Here is a 23,186-nt window from a genome sequence, read left to right on the forward strand (position 1 = left end):
CACACAGTACGGATGTATTCTACTATCCATAACACCGTTTGGCAAGTCACAAATAAAATTGGTGTGAAGAATTAATTTTTTCCGCGATGTGATCTTGCATTATGGCGCTGTCTGGCCCGTCTGCGACGAACAAAAAACCAAATGAGCAGAGCAGCGATAAATAATAGGCCAATGACTGCGATTATGATGATATTGCGGATATTGGGAACCTGTACAGTCAGATCCAGTTTATTCATCTGGAGGGGTGAAACGTGCCAAATGAGCGTTTTTCCGCCATCCTCTACTTGATCGGCATTGGAATCGGCTGCCTTGATGGGCAAAGACAACTTGAAGTCAAAGTTAACATCTTTTAACAAGAGGTTTTTAAGAAAGCTAGGCACCTTGTTAATTTGATTTTTGATCTCACCATCGGGCATGGACTCCATGAGATCGGCTTCTGCTGTAATGTGCATCTTGGAAGTGAAGAAGCCGGGGGAAGTTGTTTGTTCAACCTTGATCCCTTGTGGTAACTTGGACGTATCAAAGCTGGTTTTATTGCTTTTTTCATAATGGGTGGTCGCTGTGAGCTGCTTCTGATCTCCCTGTTCCGAAACCTCTGCCTGGAAGTTATTTCGATTCAATGCATCTGCGATCAGAGGCATGAGATTGTCTTGTCCAATTTTTCCAAGAGCGGAGTTCTTTACGTTGAGATTGAGATCCAGATCCGTTGATCCATCCATATTTACCGTTAGATGGGCTTCTCCATCAGCACAGGCGGTCAAAACAGATAACATAAGGGCTAATAAAACAGTAAGAAATAGCTGACGTAAGGGAATGCGAGTTGACATGTCTTTCAACCTTTCTGCGTAAAAATCCAAATTCCATTTCATAGAAGTATAGTATACACCGTAAGTATGGCGGATGAAACTTTGCACCGTGCAGCGAGGTACGTATGATTTAATGTGATCGGGGAAATAATCCATTTATTAAAATTAAAGATTTCGTATTTTTGTCAATGTTCGGTCAATTCAAACGGCGCTTCACCGTGTACACTAGTAGTAGTGTGATGAATATACGGAAGCAGGGAGGTTACATTCATGACATATATCATTATTATGGCCGTTATTATGGTCGTGGGCATGGTCGGAATGGGCTGGTTCTATCAGATTATGGATAAAGACCAAAGCTAGTATTGTTTAAATGTGAAAAGAAGAGAGACAACCTATAAGCTGGCTTCGCTAACGCGAGGCGGGCTTATTTGTGTGGGGAAAAATTTTGAGGCACTGACCTTACATAAGTAAGTAATATTTGTAACCATTCATGTTGCACAATTTGACCGATGGACAAATATTTTTCGTAATTATGGGATTTTTTAGCTGCTCTTTTGTATAATAGGGGGTAGTTTAACTCGGGATACTCCCGAAATTCAGCCAAACAGGAAAGGGTGTACATAAATGAAATTTAGTGAGTATACGTATACACGTCCGAATCTGGAACACATCAAGACATCTTTCCGCGAGCTGTTGAGCGGTTTTGAAGCTGCGGCAACGGTTGAAGAACAGAGTGGGTTCATGGATCAGATTAACGCGCTGCGCAGTGATTTTGAGACACAAGCCCAATTGGTCTACATCCGTCATTCCATTGATACCAATGATGAGTTTTACAAGGCGGAGAACGAATTTCTGGATGAGAATGCACCAATTGTGCAGGAATACATTACGGATTTTTACCGTGCATTGGTTAACTCCAAATTCCGCAACGAGTTGGAACAAAAATGGGGTTCACAGCTGTTCCAACTGGCGGATCTTTCACTGAAAACATTCAGCCCGGAAATTATTGAAGAACTTCAGAAGGAGAACAAACTTTCCACAGAATACAATCAATTGATCGCATCGGCCAAAATTCCGTTCGAAGGTGAAGAGCGCACGTTGCCACAGCTTCATCCATTTGAACTGTCCACGGATCGCTCCATGCGGGAGCGTGCTTCGGAAGCCAGATACACGTTCATGGCTGAACATGAAGCTGAATTCGATCGCATTTACGATGAACTGGTTAAAGTACGTACACAGATCGCGAAGAAACTGGGTTATCCAAGCTATGTCGAACTCGGCTATGATCGCATGAACCGCACGGATTACAACGCCGAGATGGTTGCCAACTTCCGGGCGCAAGTTCGTGATTACATTGTACCTGTGGCGACCAAGCTCAGAGAGCGTCAGCGTAATCGGATCGATGTGGATACGTTGTATTATTACGATCAGGGCTTCAGCTTCAAAACGGGTAACCCGACACCTAAGGGTGACGCGGACTGGATTATCGATAATGGTAAAAAAATGTACGCTGAATTATCACCAGAGACGGATGCATTTTTCCAGATGATGACCGAAAACGAGCTTATGGATCTGGTAAGCAAAAAAGGTAAACAGGGCGGCGGATATTGTACGTTCCTGAACGATTACAAAGTGCCGTTTATCTTCTCCAACTTCAACGGTACCTCCGGTGATATTGATGTATTGACACATGAAGCAGGTCATGCTTTCCAGGTGTATGAGAGCCGTGATTTTGCAGTGCCTGAATACAACTGGCCGACATATGAATCGGCTGAGATTCATTCCATGAGTATGGAGTTCTTCACATGGCCGTGGATGCAGTTGTTCTTCAAGGAAGATACGGACAAGTACAAGTTTGATCACCTGTCTTCCGGTCTGTTGTTCATTCCGTATGGTGTAGCTGTGGATGAATTCCAGCATTTTGTGTATGCGAACCCGGATGCAACTCCAACGGAGCGCAAGCAGGCTTGGCGCAACATTGAGAAGACCTATCTGCCACACATCAATTACAAAGATAATGCGTATTTGGAGCAAGGTGGTTTCTGGCATAAACAGGGTCACATTTTCTCATCGCCATTCTATTACATTGACTATACGTTAGCACAAATCTGTGCATTCCAGTTCTGGAAACGCAGCAATGAGGACATGAAGTCCGCATGGGCCGACTATCTGACATTGTGCAAAGCGGGAGGAAGCCTGTCCTTCACTGGATTGGTTGAACTGGCTGGATTGAACTCTCCATTCGAGGATGGCTGTGTATCCTCCGTAATTGGTGAGATTGAGGCATGGCTTGACGGCGTGAACGATAAGGCGCTGTAAGCCTTCGTCAGGATGCTTTTAGTGTAAGTACCTTCGGTAAGGTATAGGTAGTGGAAAAAGCTTTAAGATAGATAAGTAAGACGGCTTGGAGACCTTCGGGTGTCTGGGTCGTCTTTTTCATTACGTGGAAAAATCAACCTCAAGTGTAACATTTATCGGATTCATTGTGATTTATTTCACTATATCTGAAAACGGATTCAGTTACAATGAAGATAGTAAATCAGGGGTTACAGGAGGCTGGTTCAAATGGCAACACATGCATATTATGTTCCGCCCGTGAACTTGATGGGTAGAGGATGTTTACAGGAAGCAGGTCAGATGATTGAACAGATGGGTATCCGCAAAGCGCTGGTTGTAAGTGATCGTCAATTGATTACTTCAGGTGTTGCTGAACAGGTACTGTCTATACTAAGAAAATCAGGGTTAGACTATGTAGTATATGATGAGGTTCAGCCTAATCCAACATGTCAGAATGTACATGATGGACTTCAAGTATTCCAGGATCATGGCTGTGACGCCATTATATCAATAGGCGGAGGTTCACCGCAGGATGCTGCCAAAGGCATTGGTATTGTAGCTACGAACGGTGGGCATATCCGCGAATATGAAGGATTTCATCAATCAAAACATAAGTCCGTGCCACTTGTGGCGGTTAACACAACGGCTGGCACATCGAGTGAGGTGACAATTAACTACGTGATTACAGATGAGGAACGTAAAGTGAAGATGGTGATGGTGGACCGCAACAGTCTGGTCTCCCTGTCGGTTAATGATCCTGAGCTGATGCTCAGCAAACCTGCAAGTCTCACAGCGGCCACAGGAATGGATGCGTTGACACATGCCGTAGAAGCGATGGTTACACCCGGTGGATTTACAGTGACAAGTGCGACAGCTGCAGCAGCTGTTGAACTGATCTTTGAATACTTGCCAAGAGCTGTGAGAGACGGCAGTGATCTGGAAGCGCGGGAACATATGACGTATGCGTGTTTCCTTGGCGGGATTGCTTTTAATAATGCGGGCTTGGGTTATGTCCATGCGATGGCGCATCAACTGGGTGGCGTATATGATCTGCCGCATGGTGTCTGTAACGCAATGTTACTCCCCTATGTGGAAGAGTTGAACGCCAAGCATGTACCCGGCAAATTCCGTCATATTGCTAAGGCAATTGGTATGGATGTGAAGGGTAGAAGTGATGAGGAGTGTTCCGATTACGTCATTGAGGCCATACGTCAGCTATCGAAGGAAGTCGGCATTCCTGAGAAACTGTCTGAATTGGGTGTAAAAGATCCCGATGTGGAACTGCTTGCCGATAACGCGATGAAAGATGCCTGTGCACCAGGCAATCCCTATCAACCGTCCAAGGATGAGGTGATGGAGCTGTTTCGCAAAATTATATAGACTGTTTCAGGAACGGATACACCAAAATAACAGACAAAATGAGCCGGGATCGAAAGTCGGCTTTTTTGTCATGTGAACTCATTCTTTTTACTTATTTTTCCACTTAATGTTTGCACAAAAACTAAAGGATTTTGCTTCTCTATTATCGAATACAATATGAATAACAGCGGCAAGAGAAAGGGTAATCTTACCCGCAACTTGATGTCGATGTTTTCCAGTAAGATTCCCCAGTCCGTTTCGTGTTTAATGTTAAATAGGAGTAGACTATTTCATTGTTCACGAGCTACACCTTAAGTTCTGCATCTAACATTCACCTCTGTAAGACAGTCAAGCAATTCTACACCAGCATCATCTCTATTTCAGGATTTACAATCCAAGAAGTTCAACTGCAACAAAGATTCACCGGTTACACATCTGTACAGCAAGCTCCTAATCAAGACAACAGTGTCCACACAACAGAATATCGATTATGGGCTCTGAAATGAATCAGAACGAATGCACGTGGAGGAGGCTGTAATGATGGCGAAAAAAGAAGTTGTAGCGATGCTACTTGCCGGAGGGCAAGGTAAGAGGTTAAAAGGATTGACCAAATCACTGGCTAAGCCAGCTGTATATTTTGGGGGCACGTACCGAATCATTGATTTCCCGCTGAGTAACTGCTCTAATTCTGGTATTGATACAGTGGGTGTATTGACCCAATATGAACCACTTGTCTTACATTCCTATATTGGCATTGGCAGTGACTGGGATCTGGATCGGAAAAACGGCGGGGTATATGTACTTCCTCCACATGAACGTGAAGACGGTAGCAACTGGTACCGGGGTACAGCGGATGCGATCTTCCGGAACCTGAACTTTATTGAACAATTCGATCCTGAGCATGTGCTCATTCTGTCAGGGGATCATATCTATAAGATGGACTACGAAAAAATGCTCCAGTATCACAAAGAAAAAGATGCGGATTGCACCATATCGGTCATTGATGTCTCATTGGAAGAAGCCAGCCGGTTCGGAGTGCTGAACACCAACGATGACTATAGCATCTATGAATTTGAAGAAAAACCTCCTGAGCCCAAGAGCACACTGGCTTCCATGGGTATCTATCTCTTCAAGTGGGATGTACTGAAACGTTTCCTGATCCAGGATGAACAACAGGCATCCACCTCCTATGATTTTGGTAAGGATATTATTCCTTTATTGCTTGAAAATGAAAAATCCTTATATGCGTATCCATTTGAAGGTTATTGGAAAGACGTTGGTACCATTCGCAGTCTGTGGGAATCCAATATGGACCTTTTGGACGAAGACACACCGTTTAATCTGAATGATCCGGACTGGCGTATTTTCACACGTAATCCAAACCAACCTGCACAATATATCTCACCTTCGGGAAAGGTGCGGAATTGTATTATTAGTGAAGGTACTGTAGTGCATGGTGAGGTCAATCATTCTGTTCTGTTCTATGGAATTGAAGTTGGCGAGAACAGTGCTGTTATCGATTCGGTCATCATGCCAAGAGTGAAAATCGGGCAAAATGTGCGCATTTACCGAGCTATTATCGCAGAAGGATTGGTTATTCCTGATGGAACACAGATTTCGCCTGCACCGGGAGATGAGAGTGATATATTGCTCGTGGATCAGGAAGAACTGGAACGTCAGCTTCGCCAAGGAATAACCAGCAAGGCCTAATTGAAGTCAAAGGACGGTGCATGCGATGAAACAATTGATCGGAGTTATTAACCTTGACCATGAACTTGAAGAATTGAAGGAATTGACGTATTTCCGCTGCGGAGCCGCGGTGCCTTATGCCGGGCGTTACCGTCTAATCGATTTTGTTCTATCCAATATGATGAATGCCGGAATTGAGAGTATTGGTGTATTTGTACGGCGAAAATATCGCTCGTTGATGGACCATCTTGGTGACGGTAAACCTTGGGATTTGGATCGCAAGCATGGTGGCATGTTTATTTTGCCACCAGACTGGAACGATCCAACAGATACATCACAAGGGGATTTGCAGCATTTCCATAACAATTTGGACTTTTTCCACAGAGGGGCAGGACAATATGTTGTGCATGCGGGCAGTCGCCATGTGACCAAAGCAGACCTCCAGGATGTCTACAGGTATCACATCAGTAAAGGAGCGGACGTTACACTGGTCTGCAAAAAAGTAGATCAGCTGCTGCCTGAGCATGACGCCTGTGTCAAAGTTGAACATGACGGGGACGGTAACGTGGTGGACATTCACCAAAGCGCTAATCACCCGAATATATATACAGAAATTTTCATCATGGAAAAAGAATTGTTCTTGCGTCAGGTGCAACGTTGCATCGATCATGGCGAGAGCCATTTCTTCCGGGATGTGATTCAAAAAAATCCGGATGGATTGAATATCGCTGCGTATGCATATGATGGCTATCACGCAGTCATCAATTCCATTGACAGTTATTATCGCAACAGTATGGATCTGCTGAACACAGGGCAATATGAACAACTTTTCAAGGAAGATCCGATCCAGACCAAAATTAAATACGAAGCGCCTGCCAAATACCTGGATACCGCCGATGTTAAACATTCACTTCTCGCGAATGGCTGCATTGTTGGTGGAGAGGTGGAGGACAGCATTTTGTTCCGTGGGGTACAGGTGGCCAAGGGTGCCAAAATAAAAGGTTCCATCATCATGCAGAAATGTTACATTGGTGAGGGGACGGTACTTGAGAACGTCATTCTCGATAAAGACGTGAAGCTGACCGGAGGACAGACGCTGATCGGCGACCCGTCGAATCCATACATTTTAGCGAAAAGTACTATTATCTAATGCCCCCACGTAACCGATATCTTCTATAAATATATATAAAATAAAAATCCTGTAGGATGGATTTAAGGTTCATACACATTCGACGCATGAATTGCATCTGCGAAAGGTCTCACCAACATGCAAACGTAGTGAAGGGAACGAAATCGATTCTGAAGAAGCGAAGCGCTCGCCTTTATCACTGTATTTTCACATCTAAATAATAAATTCAAGAAAATACAGGGGTAACAGCGATCATAAGAACGATTCGTAACCGTAACGGCCACTTTGCACAATGTTGAGCAACTGAGTGTATGAACCGCCACCATCCTGCAGGATTTCCCCGGGAGGAACCTACTTTTGTTTGACAACAAGGAAACGTTCAAGAGTATATTTACACGGAATCTGGTCAGCAAATTGGGCAAACCGATTGAAGAAGCAACACAGGAAGACGTGTACCATGTACTGGGAAGCATGATTCGTGAATATGCAGGCCAGGATTGGGCAGCGTCGAATCAGGGGTTCAAGCAGCGCCAGGATAAACAGGTCTATTACTTCTCGCTGGAATTCCTGATTGGACGTCTGCTCGGCAACAATCTGTTGAATGTGAATGAATTGGAATTGGTGCGTGACAGTTTAGCTGAGCTGGGCTTCTCCTTGGAAGAGATAGAAGAACAAGAGGCGGATGCAGGACTCGGTAACGGAGGTCTGGGACGACTGGCTGCCTGTTTCCTGGATTCACTCGCATCACTACGATATGCAGGACATGGTTGCGGGATTCGATATAAATACGGGTTGTTTGAGCAAAAAATCATCAATGGTAATCAGGTAGAGTTACCCGATAACTGGCTGGATAAGGGCAATGAATGGGAAGTCCGCCGTCCAGACAAAAAGGTGGAAGTACAGTTCTGGGGCCGAGTAGAAGCTCATGAGCAGGATGGAGAATATCAGTTTGTTACAAAAGATGCCGAATCGGTTGTCGCCATACCCTATGACGTGCCTGTCATCGGTTATGGTCAAACCCATGTGAATACATTGCGTCTATGGAGTGCCGAGCCAAAGCGCGAGACTTCACTCGACACCCCTTCGAACTATTACGGTTATCTGGATTATAGCCGATCGGTTGAATCAATCTCGGAATTCCTGTATCCCGATGATTCCCAGTACGAAGGAAAGTTGCTGCGATTGAAGCAGCAATACTTCATGTGCTCAGCAGGTGTACAGAGCGCCTTGCGTACGTTCAACAAGCTGGAGCTACCGTATGATCGTTTGCCTGATAAAGTGGCCTTCCACATTAATGACACGCATCCAACCTTGGTTATTCCAGAACTGATGCGCATCCTGATTGATGTGAAGGGTTACGGCTGGGATGAAGCATGGGATATCACAACCCGTACTGTATCGTATACCAATCATACAACGCTTAGTGAGGCGCTTGAGAAGTGGCCTGTATCCATGATCAGCAGGCTGCTGCCACGAATCTACATGATCATTGAAGAGATCAACAAACGCTTCTGTGGCATGCTGCTGGACCGGTATCCGGGAGATCAGGATCGCATAGGGCATCTGGCTATTGTTGCAAACGATCAGGTACGGATGGCGCATTTGGCGATTGTAGGCAGTCATAGCGTGAATGGTGTTGCTGCTCTGCACACCGAGATTTTGAAAGAGCGCGAGATGGCTCCGTTCTACGAACTGTATCCAGAGCGTTTCAATAACAAAACCAATGGTATCACCCATCGCCGCTGGTTGATGCATGCCAATCCGAAACTGTCGGATCTCATCACGGATACAATCGGTAACGAATGGATAACAGAGCCGGGCAAGCTGGACCAGTTGGCTGGTTTTGCGGATAATACATCATTCCAGGAGCAGTTCCGTTCAATTAAGCGGGATAACAAAGAGCGGCTTGCTGCGTATATTCTGGATCATACCGGGACAGCAGTGAATCCGGATTCCATCTTTGATGTACAGGTGAAGAGACTACACGGGTACAAACGTCAACTGTTGAACATTCTGCATGTTATGCATCTGTATAACCGGCTTAAGAATGATGCTTCGTTTGATATGGTACCACGTACATTCATCTTTGGTGCCAAGGCAGCGCCGAGTTATTATTTTGCCAAGAAAATTATCAAGTTGATCAACAACGTGGCTGACACGGTGAATCGGGATGCGGCCGTGAATGACCGCTTGAAGGTATTTTTCCTCGAAAATTATTCCGTCTCTCTTGCAGAGAAGATCATTCCCGCTGCGGATGTTAGTGAACAGATCTCAACCGCAGGTAAGGAAGCTTCCGGTACGGGCAACATGAAATTTATGATGAACGGGGCTTTAACGATTGGCACGATGGATGGAGCCAACGTGGAGATGGCGGAGCAGGTTGGGGAAGAAAATATGTTCATCTATGGTCTGCGTGCAGACGAAGTACTTGAGTATTATCGTTCCGGCAGCTATCGTCCGAATGAGATCGTGCAGCACGATGAACGCATTCGCGAGGTCGTGGAGCAACTGGTGCATCCAGGTGCATTCTGTTATCGTGACGGGGAGTTCTGGGATATTTATGACTCCTTACTGGCCCATGGTGACGAATACTTTGTATTGCGTGATTTTGCTGCTTATGCCGACGCGCATGCTGCGATTGACCAGGCGTATCGGGATATTCCGGGCTGGACTCGGAAAGCGATATTAAACACGGCACATTCCGGCATATTCTCCAGTGATCGTACCATTAGTGAGTATGCGACAGATATCTGGGGTATTCATCCCGTGTCCGGGAACTGGAAAGGTTAAGCATAGATTGTTAAACAAACAAGTCCCCTTGTTCACAAGAGTTATCTCTGTTGGTAAATCAACCAGCGTAGAGAGTATCTCCTTGTAGAACAAGGGGATTTTGGCATACAGTGTGTATCATAGTGTCATTCAACTTGAAGATAAGCGAAACTCACGCTTTTTTCATCATACAAGTTCGCACACAAAATCAAAAAAAAGATCTGGATCTCAGTCATACTACATAAGAAATCGTTTGATATTTTGAATTAGATAGGGGAGCCGTCACTATGGATCATTACACACGAATTCAGCTTGCTATTGAGTATTTGGAGCAGCATTTGCAAGATGATTTTAATATCAGAGAGACGTCCGCTGCTGCGAGCTTTTCGGCGTTTCATTTTCAGCGTTTATTTCAGGCGATCACGGGATTCACGGTACTGGAGTACGTGCGCAGACGCAGATTAACGGAAGCTGTAGGGATGCTGCGGGGCACATCGGAAGGCATACTGGACATTGCGATGAGCTTTGGCTATCAATCTCAAGAGGCATTTACCCGTGCATTTTCAGCCTGCTTTGGAATGACACCGGCGAAGCTGCGTAAGCTGGAAGTGGATCAGTTGTCTCTTCTGAAGATGCAACAGAGCATTGATTTTAACGATTATCGAACTCGGCTTGATGGAACTTTCCACATGAACACACCCCGTCTGGTCACACGGGAACCGAACTGGATTGTCGGCTATGAATATAAGACCAACCTGAATGACAATCAGCATTATGCTGAAATACCCGGATTTTATCACGATTTTGGCATGGAACAGAAATTCATGGCGATCCCCGAGAGGACACGCCCTGATATGGCTTATGGTGTGGCCTGTCATTTTGAAGAGGATGGAGCATTTTCTTTTATTGTGGGTGAAGAAAGCAGTGGAGCATCACAGGTACTTGAACCCGGTTTTGCTTCGATTGAAATTCCGGGCGGCTTGTATGCAGAATTCACCGTGGAAGGCTCAGGGCAGGATATTCGGAAAATGATCTATGGCAGCTGGCTGCCGCAGTCGAACTATGAGCGGAGGGAAGGGCCTGACTTTGAAGTGACGGATGTCTGGAAATCGACCCCTGAACAACTGGACATGAAGATCTATATCCCGTTAAAATAGACCTTACCGCTTCGCGGAATTCAAGGTCGGAGGACGGATGGATGAGCGAAAAGTCGTGGCTCCACTCCAAGTGGATGCTGACCATTGTTGCTTGCATGGCAGCGCTCTATATACTGATTATGGGCATTTTACTGTTTGTCAGTGGACGAACACCAAGCATGTATTATCAATATAATTTCGTACCCTTCGAGACGATTCGTCCACTTCTTATGGAGAGGGAGAGGTACAATACAGATACCTGGGTCAAAAACCTGTTTGGCAATATCGTATTGTTCATTCCGCTGGGTATCTGGATCCCATGGTTGTTTCGGAGGTGCCGCACATTTCTGACCTTTACATCGACAGTTGTTTTACTTCTACTGGGTGTTGAGGTCACACAATTGATTACACGTGTAGGTTCGTTTGATGTGGATGATATCATTCTGAACACGATCGGTGCCTGGATAGGTTACACCGGATTTAAGTTAGTCTTATGTTCACAAAAAAGGACTCGGAATTGAACCGCAGATCGCGGTCCATGACCGGGTCTTTTTGCATAAGATACCTTTCAAATGTTTACAAGGGAATCATTTCGGATAAAACATATTAACGGCTTATTTATATCGTGAGCAGAGATTATATATTGAACAATGATGAGAGCGAGGTGGGCGATATCGTTTGGTGGAAAGAGAGCGTGGTATACCAGATTTACCCGAGCAGCTTTAAAGATTCGGACGGAGATGGATATGGCGACTTGCAGGGGATCTATGAGAAGCTCGATTATTTGGAGAATTTGGGCGTAGATGTGATCTGGCTCTGTCCCATTTACGATTCACCAGGACATGATAACGGATATGATATCCGGGATTATTACGGCATTTTACGCAAGTATGGCACGATGGAGGATTTTGATCGATTATTGGCAGAGGCCCACAAGCGTGGTCTCAAGATCATGATGGACCTGGTGCTGAATCATACGTCAGATGAACATGCGTGGTTTGCCGAATCGCGTTCATCAAAGATGAATCCGAAGCGGGATTATTATATTTGGCGTTCAGGCAAAAATGGGCAGGTGCCGAATAATTGGGAGTCCTATTTTGGGGGTTCGGTGTGGAAGCATGATCCCGAGACAAATGAATATTATCTGCATCTGTATTCCGAACAGCAACCGGATCTCAACTGGAACAATGCACAGATGGCAGAAGAGATGTATGAGATGGTGCATTGGTGGCTGGAAAAAGGGGTCGACGGATTCCGTTTCGATGCAGTAGCGCATATCGCCAAGGCAGAGGGTCTGCCAAGTGCCCACAATCCGGATAATCTGCCGGTGGTTCCAGCGTATCAGCTCTTTTCCAACCTGGAACAGGTACACTCCATCCTGAAGAAACTGAATAACATGATCCTGAAACCCTACGGACCCATGACAGTTGGCGAGACTTCAGGACTTGGACCTGAGCAGGCCTTGGCTTATGTGGGGACGGATCGTGATGAGCTTAATATGGTATTCCAGTTTGAGCATATGTTTATCGATGCCAAATCCTCCGGAATTGGTAAATGGAACTATAAGGAATGGAAATTGACCGATCTCAAAGAAATCATGAGCCGTTGGCAAACGGTTTTGCATGGTAGAGGCTGGAACGCCAATTATATGGGCAACCATGATCAGCCACGTCCGGTTTCCCGTTTTGGTGATGACGGTAAATATCGGGTGCGTTCTGCTCAGATGCTGGCGACATGGATGCTTACACTCGAAGGGACCCCCTACATCTATCAAGGAGAAGAGATCGGCATGACCAATGTGGCTTTCCCGAATATCGAACAATACCGGGACATCGAGACCAAAAATTATTACAATCATTACATTGGTCAAGGTAAGTCGAAGCATGAAGTCATGCAGGCGATCTGGCTGAAGAGTCGCGATAATGCCCGCACGCCGATGCAATGGGATGAGACGGAACATGCAGGTTTTACCCAGGGTCAGCCGTGGATTCAGGTGAATGATAATTATCCTGAGATTAATGTGGCTGATGCCGAAAGTGATCCGCAATCCATTTTGCATTATTACCGTAAGTTAATTGCCCTTCGCAAACAACATAAAGTGCTTATCTATGGCGCGTATGAACTGCTGTTGCCGGATGATCCGGATATCTATACCTATACCCGAACACTGGATGATGAGCAGATGCTGGTCATTCTGAATTTCCGTGGGCATGAGCCTGAGATGCACTGGCCGGAAGGTTGGACTTCCGAGCATGCCAAGCTGATCATCAGCAATGTGAGCAGACGTTATTCTACCGATGAAGGTGCCATTCAGCTTCAGCCGTATGAAGCAAGGGTGTACCGTAAGCAACGTTGACACGGAGGCTAGCGTAATTTTGCGTTGGTGAAGAGCTATGATTTATAATAAATAGTGGTTTTCAAAATAATCAAAACATATGTCGGGAGGAATCCAAGTTGTTGAATATTACGTTCCACGGTCACTCCAGTGTACAGCTGGGCACAGAAGAAAAGTCTCTGATCATTGATCCCTTCCTGCGTGGCAACGAGCTTGCCGTCACAAAGCCTGAAGATATTAAGACCGATGTTGTGTTGCTGACACATGCACATATGGATCATATCCTCGATGCTGAGCCTATTGCCAAAGCAAATAACGCCAAAGTTGTGGCTATTGTGGAATTGGCTACATATATGTCTTGGAAGGGTCTGGATACACTCGGCATGAACATGGGCGGAACGGTAGATCTTGATTTTGCTCAAGCTAAAATGATTCAGGCGTTCCACACTTCCGGAATTGTGCTCGAAGAAGAACAACGGATCATGTATGCAGGTTTGCCTGCTGGATATATCATTAATATTGGTGGTAAAACGATTTTGCATGCCGGAGACACAAGTCTCTTCGGGGATATGAAAATGATCGGTGATCGTCATGATATTGATGTAGCTTTCTTGCCGATTGGTGGACACTTCACCATGGGACCTGAGGATGCGCTGCAAGCGGCCGAATGGTTTAATGCCAAACTGACGATTCCGGTCCATTATGATACGTTCCCGGTAATTCGTCAGGATGCGGAACACTTTGTGCAGCAGCTGGCTGCAAAAGGGTTGGAAGGACGTGTGCTGGCCCCGGGAGAATCGATTACCCTGTGATGCACATTTAACCCCTGTTCAATAATAAATGGATTTATGGATAAAGACGAATATCACGTCAAGATAACTGACGCGATATTCGTCTTTTTTCGGTTCCAGGTTCAATTTTCACCGATAGAGTTGGTACAAATGACAAAAACATTGAAATTCCATTGTTGAACTCCCTTTTAGAATGATATAAAAAGTTACACGGAAACCAAACGGAAATCCGAATTGACCGCAAACAGGGGGAGCGTTCATGTCATTTATGAAATCATTATTTTTTCAAATTATTGTAGCGGTAATCATCGGGATTGGCGTAGGCATCCTGTGGCCGGATCTGGGTAGCCTGCTGCAACCGCTCGGAACAGGTTTCATCAAATTGATCAAGATGATCATCGCACCACTGATTTTCATGGTGATTGTGACAGGTATTGCCAAGATCGGTGATCTGAAGTCGGTAGGTCGCATCGGACTGAAAGCCATCGTGTGGTTCGAGATTGCAACTACAGTGGCGCTGGTACTTGGATTGGGAACAGCCAATCTGCTTCGCCCCGGTGCCGGAATGAACGTGGACCCTTCAACCATAGATGCAAGCGGCATTGAAGCAAAAACCAATGGTTCCGAGTTACCGCATACGGTAGACTTTATCATGAATGTTATTCCGACAAGTGTTGTAGATGCCTTTGCACAAAATGCGCTTCTGCAAGTACTGCTCGTGGCCTGCCTGTTCGGGGTTGCCCTGGCAGCAACGGAGAGTAAGGCAAAAGAGAATGTACTGACGCTGATTGAGAACTTGCTCGGCATTGTGTTTCGTATCATCGGTTATATCATGAAACTCGCACCAATTGGTGCATTTGGAGCCATGGCTTACACGGTAGGTGCCTATGGGGCATCCACATTGTCGTCCTTTGGTCTGCTGATTCTGGCCTGTTACGGCGCAGCACTGCTGTTTTTGGTCATGTTGGCATTGGCTGCCTGGTGGATTACCGGGCTAAATTTCCTGCAATTTGTGAAATATACCCGTTCTGAAGTGATGCTGGCGATTGGAACCGGATCATCAGAAGTGGTGATGCCACGCATGATGGACAAACTAACCAAGGCGGGTTGTGATCGTGCTGTTGTGGGTCTTGTGGTGCCAACGGGGTACTCGTTTAATCTGGATGGCGCTTCGATCTACTTATCCTTGGCCACGGTTTTTGTTGCTCAGGCCGTAGGGATTGAACTGACATTGATGCAGCAAATTACGATTTTGCTGGTGTTGATGTTAAGTTCCAAAGGCATGGCAGGAGTACCTGGCTCCGCATTCTTGGCCCTGTCCGCAACGGCAGTGGCTGTCAATGCTTTTCCGGTAGCAGCGGTTGCTCTGCTGCTTGGTGCAGATCGATTCATGGATACAATGCGTGTATTCACCAACCTGATGGGCAACTGTGTCGCAGCATTTGTGGTGGCAAAATGGGAAGGTCTGCTGGATCAAAAGCGAATGCGTGCCGTACTCTCTGGTGAGATCAGTGCTGCTGAACTGGAAAGGGAAGAGCAAGATGCACTATCTCTATTGAAGTTGAATATGCAGGAAAAACAAGGGATAACCGTAGTTTCACCGGAGATGTCGTAAGAGGCGTTTTTGAAAAATTCAACCAAGTTCAACCAAATTAGACCGTCTGTTGCCCGCACCAATGGTGGGGAGAACAGACGGTTTCTTGTTGTCCCAATACAGATATCATTGGGTTCACGAACGCAGGTTCCAAAATAAATGTTACAGAGGAAAGATTTATGGGGAATGTGTAGAAGAGGCGGAGAATATACATATTATAGTTTCAACTTGTATATACATGTTTACTTATGTAATATAGATATGAAGTTAGCCGAGAACATCACATAAGAGCATTACAATTTATTGGAGGCGTTAACATGAGTTCTAATAACACAACTCCGTCATCTTGGTGGAAGACATCAACGGTGTATCAGGTATATCCGAAGAGTTTTAATGATACAACCGGATCGGGTACTGGAGATATTCGTGGATTAACCGAGAAGCTTGATTATTTGCAACATCTGGGTATCGATATTGTGTGGTTGCAGCCGGTATATATATCTCCGCAGCATGATAATGGGTATGACGTAGCGGACTATTATCGGATTAATCCGGATTATGGGACGATGGAGGATTTTGACGAACTGCTGGAAGGTCTGAAGGCTCGTGATATGAAACTGATGATTGATATCGTGGTGAATCACTCCTCGACCGATCATGAGTGGTTCCAGCAATCCCGTTCTTCCAAGGATAATCCGTATCGGGATTATTATATTTGGAAAGATCCTGCTCCGGATGGCGGTGTGCCAAACAACTGGCAATCCAAGTTCGGTGGGCCTGCTTGGCAGTTCGATGAACAGACGGGACAATATTTCCTGACTTTATTTGATAAAACGCAGGCAGATCTCAATTGGGAGAATGAAGAAGTACGCAAAGCTGTACGGGATATGATCAAGTTCTGGGCCGAAAAAGGTGTGGATGGTTTCCGTATGGACGTGATCAACCTGATCTCCAAAGACCAGCGTTTCCCTGATGATGATGGCAACGTGTCACCGGGTGATGGACGCAAATATTACACGGATGGACCACGTGTGCATGAGTACATCACCGAGATGTATGATGAAGTATTCGGGCCTCACAACATGGTGACTGTAGGGGAGATGTCCTCCACAACACTGGAACATTGTATCCAATATTCGAACCCGGCTTCCCGGGAGTTTTCGATGACGTTTAACTTCCATCACCTGAAAGTAGATTATCCGAATGGTCAGAAGTGGGAACTGATGCCGTATGATTTCGAAGCGATGAAGCAGCTCTTCAGTGAGTGGCAAACTGGCATGCAGGCCGGTGGAGGTTGGAACGCGCTGTTCCTTAATAACCATGATCAGCCTCGGGCACTGTCCAGATTCGCCGATGATGGTGAATATCGTGCCGAGAGTGCGAAGATGCTTGCAACAACGATACACGGCATGCAAGGTACGCCTTACGTCTACCAGGGAGAAGAGATCGGCATGCCGAATCCGGTCTGGAATGACGTTAGCGAGTTCCGCGATATCGAATCAACGAATATGTACCGTTTGCTTCAGGAAGAACGAGGCAAATCCGCTGAAGAAGCATTCAACATTGTAAAAGAGCGTTCCCGGGACAACTCTCGGACACCGATGCAGTGGAATGGAAGTAAGAACGCCGGATTTACTACCGGAACACCTTGGCTGAAGGTGGATGAGCGGTATCCTTCCATTCACGTGGAACAGCAGCTGGCTGATCCAGATTCGATCTACTACCACTACCGCAAATTGATTGCCCTACGTAAACAGGTTAACGTGCTGATCGACGGTCTGTATGAACGATTGGACGATGCACATCCGGATGTATTCGCGTACGCACGGACCAATGGAAATGAAACCCTGATTGTTGTATCCAACTTCAGTAAACGAGACGTCACGTTCTCGCTTCCGGAAGCGGTCTGGAATGATCACATTGCAGGCAAATCAGCAGAGTTACTCATAGGAAATACGGAGGCAGCCCCTGTGCTGACGCAGGAAATCTCTCTCAGTCCGTATGCATCCTATATGTGGCTTGTGCCACAACAGGACTAATCACATTTTATAAATAGGAAGTGACACTATGGCAATCGATAAAAAACAGGTTGAGGAGATCGTCCGGGCTGTCGGTGGCAAAGAGAATATTGAAGCTGCTACACACTGTGTTACACGACTCCGTTTTGCCTTGTACGATGAGAGTAAAGTGGATACTGAAAGTCTGGATCAGAATGATCTGGTCAAAGGACAGTTCTCTTCCCAAGGACAATTCCAGGTCGTTATTGGGCCTGGTCTGGTGGATAAAGTCTATGATGAGATGATTCAGATTACCGGGGGAGATCGTTCTTCCAAGGATGATGTGAAGGCGGTTGCTGGTAAAAAGCAAAATCCAATCCAGCGAGCAATCAAAACACTCTCGGATATTTTCATTCCAATCTTGCCTGCAATCATTACGGCAGGTCTTTTGCTCGGGATTAACAATATTCTGACAGGTCCAGGCATTTTCTTTGATGGAAAATCATTAGTGGATGTTTATCCAGCCTGGAAGGATCTTGCGTCCATTATTAATACGATCGCAAGTACAGCCTTTACGTTCCTGCCGGCTCTAATTGGTTGGGCAGCTGTAAAAAGGTTCGGCGGCAGTCCGCTGCTCGGGATCGTGCTTGGTCTCATTCTGGTACATCCCGATCTGCTGAGTGCATATGGTTACGCTGATGCCGTGAATAATGGCACGGTGCCAACATGGAATCTGTTCGGTTGGGAGATTGAGAAGATCGGTTATCAAGGGCAGGTCCTGCCGGTACTGGTATCGGCCTATCTGCTTGCAAAGATGGAGATTTTCCTGAACAAAAGGGTACATGATTCAATTAAACTGCTGGTCGTTGCACCAGTTACCTTGCTGATTACCGGATTCCTGGCCTTCACGATCATTGGACCAGTTACATTTGCCATTGCAAATGCAATTACTTCCGGCTTGATCTATGTATACGATTCATACGCGGCGCTGGGTGGTCTGATCTACGGTGGTCTGTACGCTTTGCTTGTTATCACCGGTATGCATCACACGTTCCTCGCGGTGGATGTTCAGCTCATTGGTAGTCAAGGCGGTACGTTCCTGTGGCCAATGCTGGCATTGTCCAATATCGCACAAGGCTCGGCGGCACTTGCGATGATGCTTGTCCTGCGTGAAAAGAAAATGAGAGGACTTGCGGCAACGTCTTCGGTATCGGCCTTCCTCGGGGTAACTGAGCCGGCGATCTTCGGAGTGAATATCCGTTACCGTTATCCGTTTATCTTTGGTATGATCGGTTCCGCGATTGGTGGTGTGCTGCTGACGATGAATAATGTTCAGGCAACCTCCATTGGTGTAGGTGGTGTACCTGGATTCCTGTCGATTTTCCCTGACAAATGGGGCGTTTTCTTCATCGGCATGGCGATTGTCTTGGTTGTACCGTTTGTACTGACCGTCCTTTTTGGCAGAGCCAAACTGAGAAAAGAAGATCGTAGTGCAAGCAATGAAACCGTTGCTGAGCCTAAAGCGGCTACATCGCAGTCTGCTTCGGGTGTTACCTCTTCAACTGCAAAAACAGATCCAAACCAGCGCACACGCAGTGCAGCTCAAGTAGGAGACGAAGCCGTGAATACACTGGAAATCATGGCGCCTTTAACAGGCCAGGCCGTGTCACTGGAGCAAGTACCAGATCCGGCTTTTGCTGAGAAACAGATGGGTGAGGGTGTAGCAATTGAACCTTCCGGCAACGTTGTTGTTGCCCCGTTTGATGCTCAGGTAGCTCATGTGATCAAAAGTAAACATGCGGTGATTCTTGAACACGCGAGTGGATTACAAGTTCTGATCCATGTCGGGATTAATACAGTATCCCTCAAGGGTGAAGGCTTCAACATGCATGTCGAAGCTGGCGAACATGTAAAAGCTGGACAAAAGCTGTTGGAGTTTGATCGTAAGGTGATTGAAGATGCGGGATACCCACTGATTACACCGATTATCATTCCAGATGGTCAGGATATGGTTGAACGGGTGGAAGTCACGACAGGTGATGTTACATCTAATCATAATGGTGTGTTGAAGGTTCATCTGAAAGGTTAATTGAATACAACAACAAGAAGGGGCTGCGTGATGTGCAGCTCCTTTTTGCTGTATGATCGTTATTTTCATGACGATCATGGTAAACTGTATATAAAATGGAAGAATCACATTTTTAAAATAATGGTGGTTGGAAAGGTTCTTCTGACAAAGCAAGCTTCAGGCATGTTCGAGTCGTGGCGTTCATATGGTGGAGAAAGAGTTCCTAGTCAATCGATGAGGAGGAGAGCCATGACACGTATTGCGGTGATGGTCATTCACGGGCTGGGTATGCGGAAGGATGGGTACGCGGACAAGCTGATTGCTTGTTTGCATAAGGAATTGGACAAGGTGATGGTCTTGCCTGGAGCCTCTAAACAGATGCTCGATATCGAACCTGTATATTGGGCGGATGTATTTGAGGAGCGGGAAGAGGCGCTCTTTCAACAGCTCGTCAGCTCTCCGGGATTGAACTTTCAGGCGTTGCGCCGATTTGTCATCCATTACCTGGCTGATGCGGTTGCTTATCAACCGGTGGAAAATCAAGGCCATAACTACGATGCCGTACATCGAACGTTGAATCAGGCGATGCATACCCTTGCACAGCGCAATGGACCGGAAGCTCCGCTCTGTGTGGTTGCCCATAGTTTGGGTGCCGTAATCGCCAGTAACTTCTTCTACGATCTGCAATATCCGTCCAGTCGTGTTCCTGAGGTTGTGGATGTGAACTCGGCTCTGGAGCGGGGAGACACGCTGACCCATTTTTACTCGTTTGGTACAACCCTGCCCTTATGGAGTTTGCGTTACCATGACTTCAGTTGCCCAATTCAGGTGCCCTCTTCCCATGTGAATCAGTATTATGCCGGGCTGGAAGGGGAATGGGTGAACTTCTACGATCGGGATGATATTCTGGGTTATCCGTTACGCCCCATTGATCCCGCTTATGAGAAAGCGGTGAAAGAAGATATTGAAGTGAACTCTGGCGGCGTGGCTATGAGTTGGAATCCGCTAAGTCATGGGGGGTATTTTTCCAATCGAAGCATGAATCGGAGAATTGCTCAGGGGCTTGCTCGAACCTGGACCTGGATAAATCGCTCATAATATCAGAGGTAGTTCAAAAAGTCCGCTTTTGATTACGAAGGATGCCTAATGGCATCATCAGCATCGAATATGGAATTCATCCCACCTTCTTGGTACTGAAAACCGGTCTTTTGAACATGTATTGTAAGTGTATTGAAATTAGGAGGGAATATGTATGGAATGCAGGACAGGCTGTGCCGCATGTTGTATCGCGATCTCCATATCGTCACCCATACCGGGCATGGCTCATGGCAAGCCGGCAGGTGTACGTTGTGTGCAGCTTACCGATGATAATCGCTGCGGAATTTTTGGCCAAAAAGATCGTCCTGCGGTATGCAGTGGATTGCAAGCTGAGGAAGAGATGTGTGGTAACACCGATCAGGAAGCCTTTGATATTCTAACCTGGTTGGAGCATGAAACCGCACCGAAGGTAATGTAAGTAGGTTGTTTTAATGAATTGGGATAATTATACTTAATAGGGAAGAAGGTTGATCAGAGAGAGGAGACGCGAATACAATGGGGCTTGTTAAACGTTTTGTATTGGTTGTAGTGAATATGATCGGAGAGTTATGGATGGGGTTTTACCGACGTAACTCGGATTATTATGACCATCAGACTTCGGAGTCCAAAAGTAAGATTGGCTATTATGCATTTATTATTGGGGCAACAGTGGTTACGGTGGGCATTGTAGGCTGGATGTACAACCGAATTTATTCATAAGTAGTCATTATGCTTAAAATTGAATGAGGCCAAATGCTGAAGATGAGTCTGTACAAATAAAAGAGAGTATCCGCAGGATGTGACATCAATGGATACTCTCTTTGTCATGGGATCAGCTAGGAATATGATCATTGAAGTGAGGGCTTAACTTTCTTTTCTTTCAACATATGTACAAGAATCATCTTCAGTACGGAAGAGACGATGAAGAAAATAAACAGGATGCGAAATAATTGGTACCCGGATACAACCGAAAGATCGGCATTCACTTCATGTGCCATGATACTCATCTGATCCATTCCGCCAGGGGCCATACTGAGTAGTGAGGTAGCCGCCGAGAGGGAGAATACATTCATTAACAGATAACTCAATCCAAGCGCACCAGCAATGAGAAGTACACTGCTAATCACGGCTAGGGTCACCGTCTGTGTCTTACGTTGCAACTGTTCTGGCTTGAGCATCAGTCCAACATGACTGCCAATCATCAATTGCGATACGTTTAAGAGGGAGGTTGGCAGACTGGGCGTGTGCATCGTTGTGCTTAATTGAACGACACACATGACAATCATGGGACCCAGCATAAAGGCCGTCGGAAATCGGAGTTTGCGTGCAACCCATGCACCCGCTACACAGAGCGGAGCATAGACAAGAATCTCCGGGAAAAGGGAACCCCACGTTGCTACGTCAATGAACGGATGATCCAAACCTCCACCTGCGGTACCTCCAATCCACGGACTGAACAGCAGGAACGGAACACAGAAGACAATCATGATCAGCCGAGTCACCTGCAAAAAGGTAACTAGCGTCAGATTGATGGATTTCATCTCTTCTGCAAGGGACACCATCTGGGACAGTCCTCCTGGAATGCTGCCAACCAGCAGGGAGGGGAAGTCAAAGTCGGTTATCTTTGAAGCGATGTAGGCCGTAATTACACACAATCCGATTAACAGCAAGGTCATCAGAAGCATCATGGGAAGTTGTTGCAAAATGCCGTGCAGTGCCTCTTTTGTTAAGGTGAGTCCAATCGAATAACCTACAATCAGAATGCCATAGTCCCGAATGGAGGCAGGCCACATGAGGGGCCATTTGGCGACTTGGGAGCCAAGCAGCATAAATACCATTGGCCCGAGCAACCACGGGATTGGTGTATGAATGGCTGTGAACAGCAATCCGCCAAGAACAGAGACACCCAGACTAAGAAAAAACCGAAAGACAACGTGGGAACCAAGCTTGCGCATCAGTTCCATCCGTTTAGCCTACCGGTTGAATGAGGTGGTATGAGATTCAGGTATGCATTCAGGTTTAATGAAGGATTCATGTTCATGTGTGATCACTCCTGATGATGAGATACGTTGCGTTATCTGCGGAACAACCAGACT

General features: G+C 46.1%; 17 protein-coding genes. 15 read left to right on the forward strand and 2 right to left on the reverse strand.

The features are described 5' to 3' along the window. Positions 1-71: 71 nt before the first annotated feature. Positions 72-827, reverse strand: coding sequence for a hypothetical protein (locus tag MKY01_RS13045; protein WP_282321692.1), 756 nt, complete (start codon positions 825-827; stop codon positions 72-74). Positions 828-1,433: 606 nt separating this feature from the next. On the opposite strand from MKY01_RS13045, the gene MKY01_RS13050 reads away from it, so the two are divergent. The 15 genes from MKY01_RS13050 to MKY01_RS13120 all read left to right on the forward strand — a co-directional run bounded on the left by MKY01_RS13050 (position 1,434) and on the right by MKY01_RS13120 (position 21,810). Further along, positions 1,434-3,128 carry a M3 family oligoendopeptidase gene (locus tag MKY01_RS13050; RefSeq protein WP_076318693.1) on the forward strand — a complete coding sequence of 565 codons (1,695 nt, stop codon included), beginning with the start codon at positions 1,434-1,436 and terminating at the stop codon, positions 3,126-3,128. Between the two features lie 246 nt (positions 3,129-3,374). Continuing rightward, on the forward strand, positions 3,375-4,526 hold the full coding sequence (locus MKY01_RS13055) for an iron-containing alcohol dehydrogenase (protein ID WP_036608771.1): 1,152 nt from the start codon (positions 3,375-3,377) through the stop codon (positions 4,524-4,526). Between the two features lie 519 nt (positions 4,527-5,045). Next, positions 5,046-6,215 (forward strand): glucose-1-phosphate adenylyltransferase, encoded by a 1,170-nt coding sequence (locus MKY01_RS13060; RefSeq protein WP_017688884.1) that lies wholly within the window; start codon positions 5,046-5,048, stop codon positions 6,213-6,215. A gap of 25 nt (positions 6,216-6,240) precedes the next feature. Then, positions 6,241-7,344, forward strand: coding sequence for a glucose-1-phosphate adenylyltransferase subunit GlgD (glgD, locus tag MKY01_RS13065; protein WP_036608765.1), 1,104 nt, complete (start codon positions 6,241-6,243; stop codon positions 7,342-7,344). 336 nt (positions 7,345-7,680) lie between these two features. Then, positions 7,681-10,113, forward strand: coding sequence for a glycogen/starch/alpha-glucan phosphorylase (locus MKY01_RS13070; RefSeq protein ID WP_036608763.1), 2,433 nt, complete (start codon positions 7,681-7,683; stop codon positions 10,111-10,113). A 266-nt stretch (positions 10,114-10,379) separates the two neighbouring features. Further along, positions 10,380-11,249, forward strand: a complete 870-nt coding sequence (locus MKY01_RS13075; RefSeq protein ID WP_339286535.1) for an effector binding domain-containing protein — start codon at positions 10,380-10,382, stop codon at positions 11,247-11,249. A gap of 41 nt (positions 11,250-11,290) precedes the next feature. Next, positions 11,291-11,749, forward strand: coding sequence for a VanZ family protein (locus MKY01_RS13080; RefSeq protein ID WP_339286537.1), 459 nt, complete (start codon positions 11,291-11,293; stop codon positions 11,747-11,749). 143 nt (positions 11,750-11,892) lie between these two features. Then, entirely contained in the window at positions 11,893-13,584 is a 1,692-nt protein-coding gene (locus MKY01_RS13085) for an alpha-glucosidase (RefSeq protein ID WP_339287154.1), read from the forward strand. A gap of 98 nt (positions 13,585-13,682) precedes the next feature. Beyond that, the gene (locus MKY01_RS13090) at positions 13,683-14,375 is read left to right on the forward strand and encodes a metal-dependent hydrolase (RefSeq protein WP_017688878.1); all 693 of its coding nucleotides are present in this window, start codon (positions 13,683-13,685) and stop codon (positions 14,373-14,375) included. Positions 14,376-14,613: 238 nt separating this feature from the next. Next, positions 14,614-15,969, forward strand: a complete 1,356-nt coding sequence (dctA, locus tag MKY01_RS13095; RefSeq protein WP_339286539.1) for a C4-dicarboxylate transporter DctA — start codon at positions 14,614-14,616, stop codon at positions 15,967-15,969. A 296-nt stretch (positions 15,970-16,265) separates the two neighbouring features. Further along, positions 16,266-17,987 (forward strand): alpha,alpha-phosphotrehalase, encoded by a 1,722-nt coding sequence (treC, locus tag MKY01_RS13100; RefSeq protein WP_339286541.1) that lies wholly within the window; start codon positions 16,266-16,268, stop codon positions 17,985-17,987. Between the two features lie 28 nt (positions 17,988-18,015). Then, positions 18,016-20,034 carry a PTS system trehalose-specific EIIBC component gene (gene treP, locus MKY01_RS13105; protein WP_339286544.1) on the forward strand — a complete coding sequence of 673 codons (2,019 nt, stop codon included), beginning with the start codon at positions 18,016-18,018 and terminating at the stop codon, positions 20,032-20,034. A gap of 228 nt (positions 20,035-20,262) precedes the next feature. Continuing rightward, positions 20,263-21,111, forward strand: a complete 849-nt coding sequence (locus MKY01_RS13110) for a chemotaxis protein (protein WP_221824917.1) — start codon at positions 20,263-20,265, stop codon at positions 21,109-21,111. Between the two features lie 154 nt (positions 21,112-21,265). Next, positions 21,266-21,529, forward strand: a complete 264-nt coding sequence (locus tag MKY01_RS13115; RefSeq protein WP_339286545.1) for a YkgJ family cysteine cluster protein — start codon at positions 21,266-21,268, stop codon at positions 21,527-21,529. A gap of 77 nt (positions 21,530-21,606) precedes the next feature. Beyond that, positions 21,607-21,810, forward strand: coding sequence for a hypothetical protein (locus MKY01_RS13120; protein WP_017688872.1), 204 nt, complete (start codon positions 21,607-21,609; stop codon positions 21,808-21,810). 128 nt (positions 21,811-21,938) lie between these two features. Here MKY01_RS13120 and MKY01_RS13125 read toward each other — a convergent pair whose 3' ends face one another. Further along, complete coding sequence (locus MKY01_RS13125; RefSeq protein ID WP_282321684.1) at positions 21,939-23,054, reverse strand: AbrB family transcriptional regulator; 1,116 nt, start codon at positions 23,052-23,054, stop codon at positions 21,939-21,941. Positions 23,055-23,186: the final 132 nt, after the last annotated feature.

The organism is Paenibacillus sp. FSL R5-0486, assembly GCF_037975155.1.
GTDB classification, from domain to species: Bacteria; Bacillota; Bacilli; order Paenibacillales; family Paenibacillaceae; genus Paenibacillus; species Paenibacillus amylolyticus.

Bases quoted from the DNA above. Each gene is read 5' to 3' on its own strand.
- dctA (WP_339286539.1), top strand. From the start codon at position 14,614: ATGTCATTTATGAAATCATTATTTTTTCAAATTATTGTAGCGGTAATC.
- MKY01_RS13120 (WP_017688872.1), top strand. From the start codon at position 21,607: ATGGGGCTTGTTAAACGTTTTGTATTGGTTGTAGTGAATATGATCGGA.
- MKY01_RS13125 (WP_282321684.1), bottom strand. From the start codon at position 23,054: ATGGAACTGATGCGCAAGCTTGGTTCCCACGTTGTCTTTCGGTTTTTT.
- glgD (WP_036608765.1), top strand. From the start codon at position 6,241: ATGAAACAATTGATCGGAGTTATTAACCTTGACCATGAACTTGAAGAA.
- MKY01_RS13050 (WP_076318693.1), top strand. From the start codon at position 1,434: ATGAAATTTAGTGAGTATACGTATACACGTCCGAATCTGGAACACATC.
- MKY01_RS13080 (WP_339286537.1), top strand. From the start codon at position 11,291: ATGAGCGAAAAGTCGTGGCTCCACTCCAAGTGGATGCTGACCATTGTT.
- MKY01_RS13060 (WP_017688884.1), top strand. From the start codon at position 5,046: ATGGCGAAAAAAGAAGTTGTAGCGATGCTACTTGCCGGAGGGCAAGGT.
- MKY01_RS13045 (WP_282321692.1), bottom strand. From the start codon at position 827: ATGTCAACTCGCATTCCCTTACGTCAGCTATTTCTTACTGTTTTATTA.
- MKY01_RS13110 (WP_221824917.1), top strand. From the start codon at position 20,263: ATGACACGTATTGCGGTGATGGTCATTCACGGGCTGGGTATGCGGAAG.
- MKY01_RS13115 (WP_339286545.1), top strand. From the start codon at position 21,266: ATGGAATGCAGGACAGGCTGTGCCGCATGTTGTATCGCGATCTCCATA.
- treC (WP_339286541.1), top strand. From the start codon at position 16,266: ATGAGTTCTAATAACACAACTCCGTCATCTTGGTGGAAGACATCAACG.
- MKY01_RS13075 (WP_339286535.1), top strand. From the start codon at position 10,380: ATGGATCATTACACACGAATTCAGCTTGCTATTGAGTATTTGGAGCAG.
- MKY01_RS13055 (WP_036608771.1), top strand. From the start codon at position 3,375: ATGGCAACACATGCATATTATGTTCCGCCCGTGAACTTGATGGGTAGA.
- treP (WP_339286544.1), top strand. From the start codon at position 18,016: ATGGCAATCGATAAAAAACAGGTTGAGGAGATCGTCCGGGCTGTCGGT.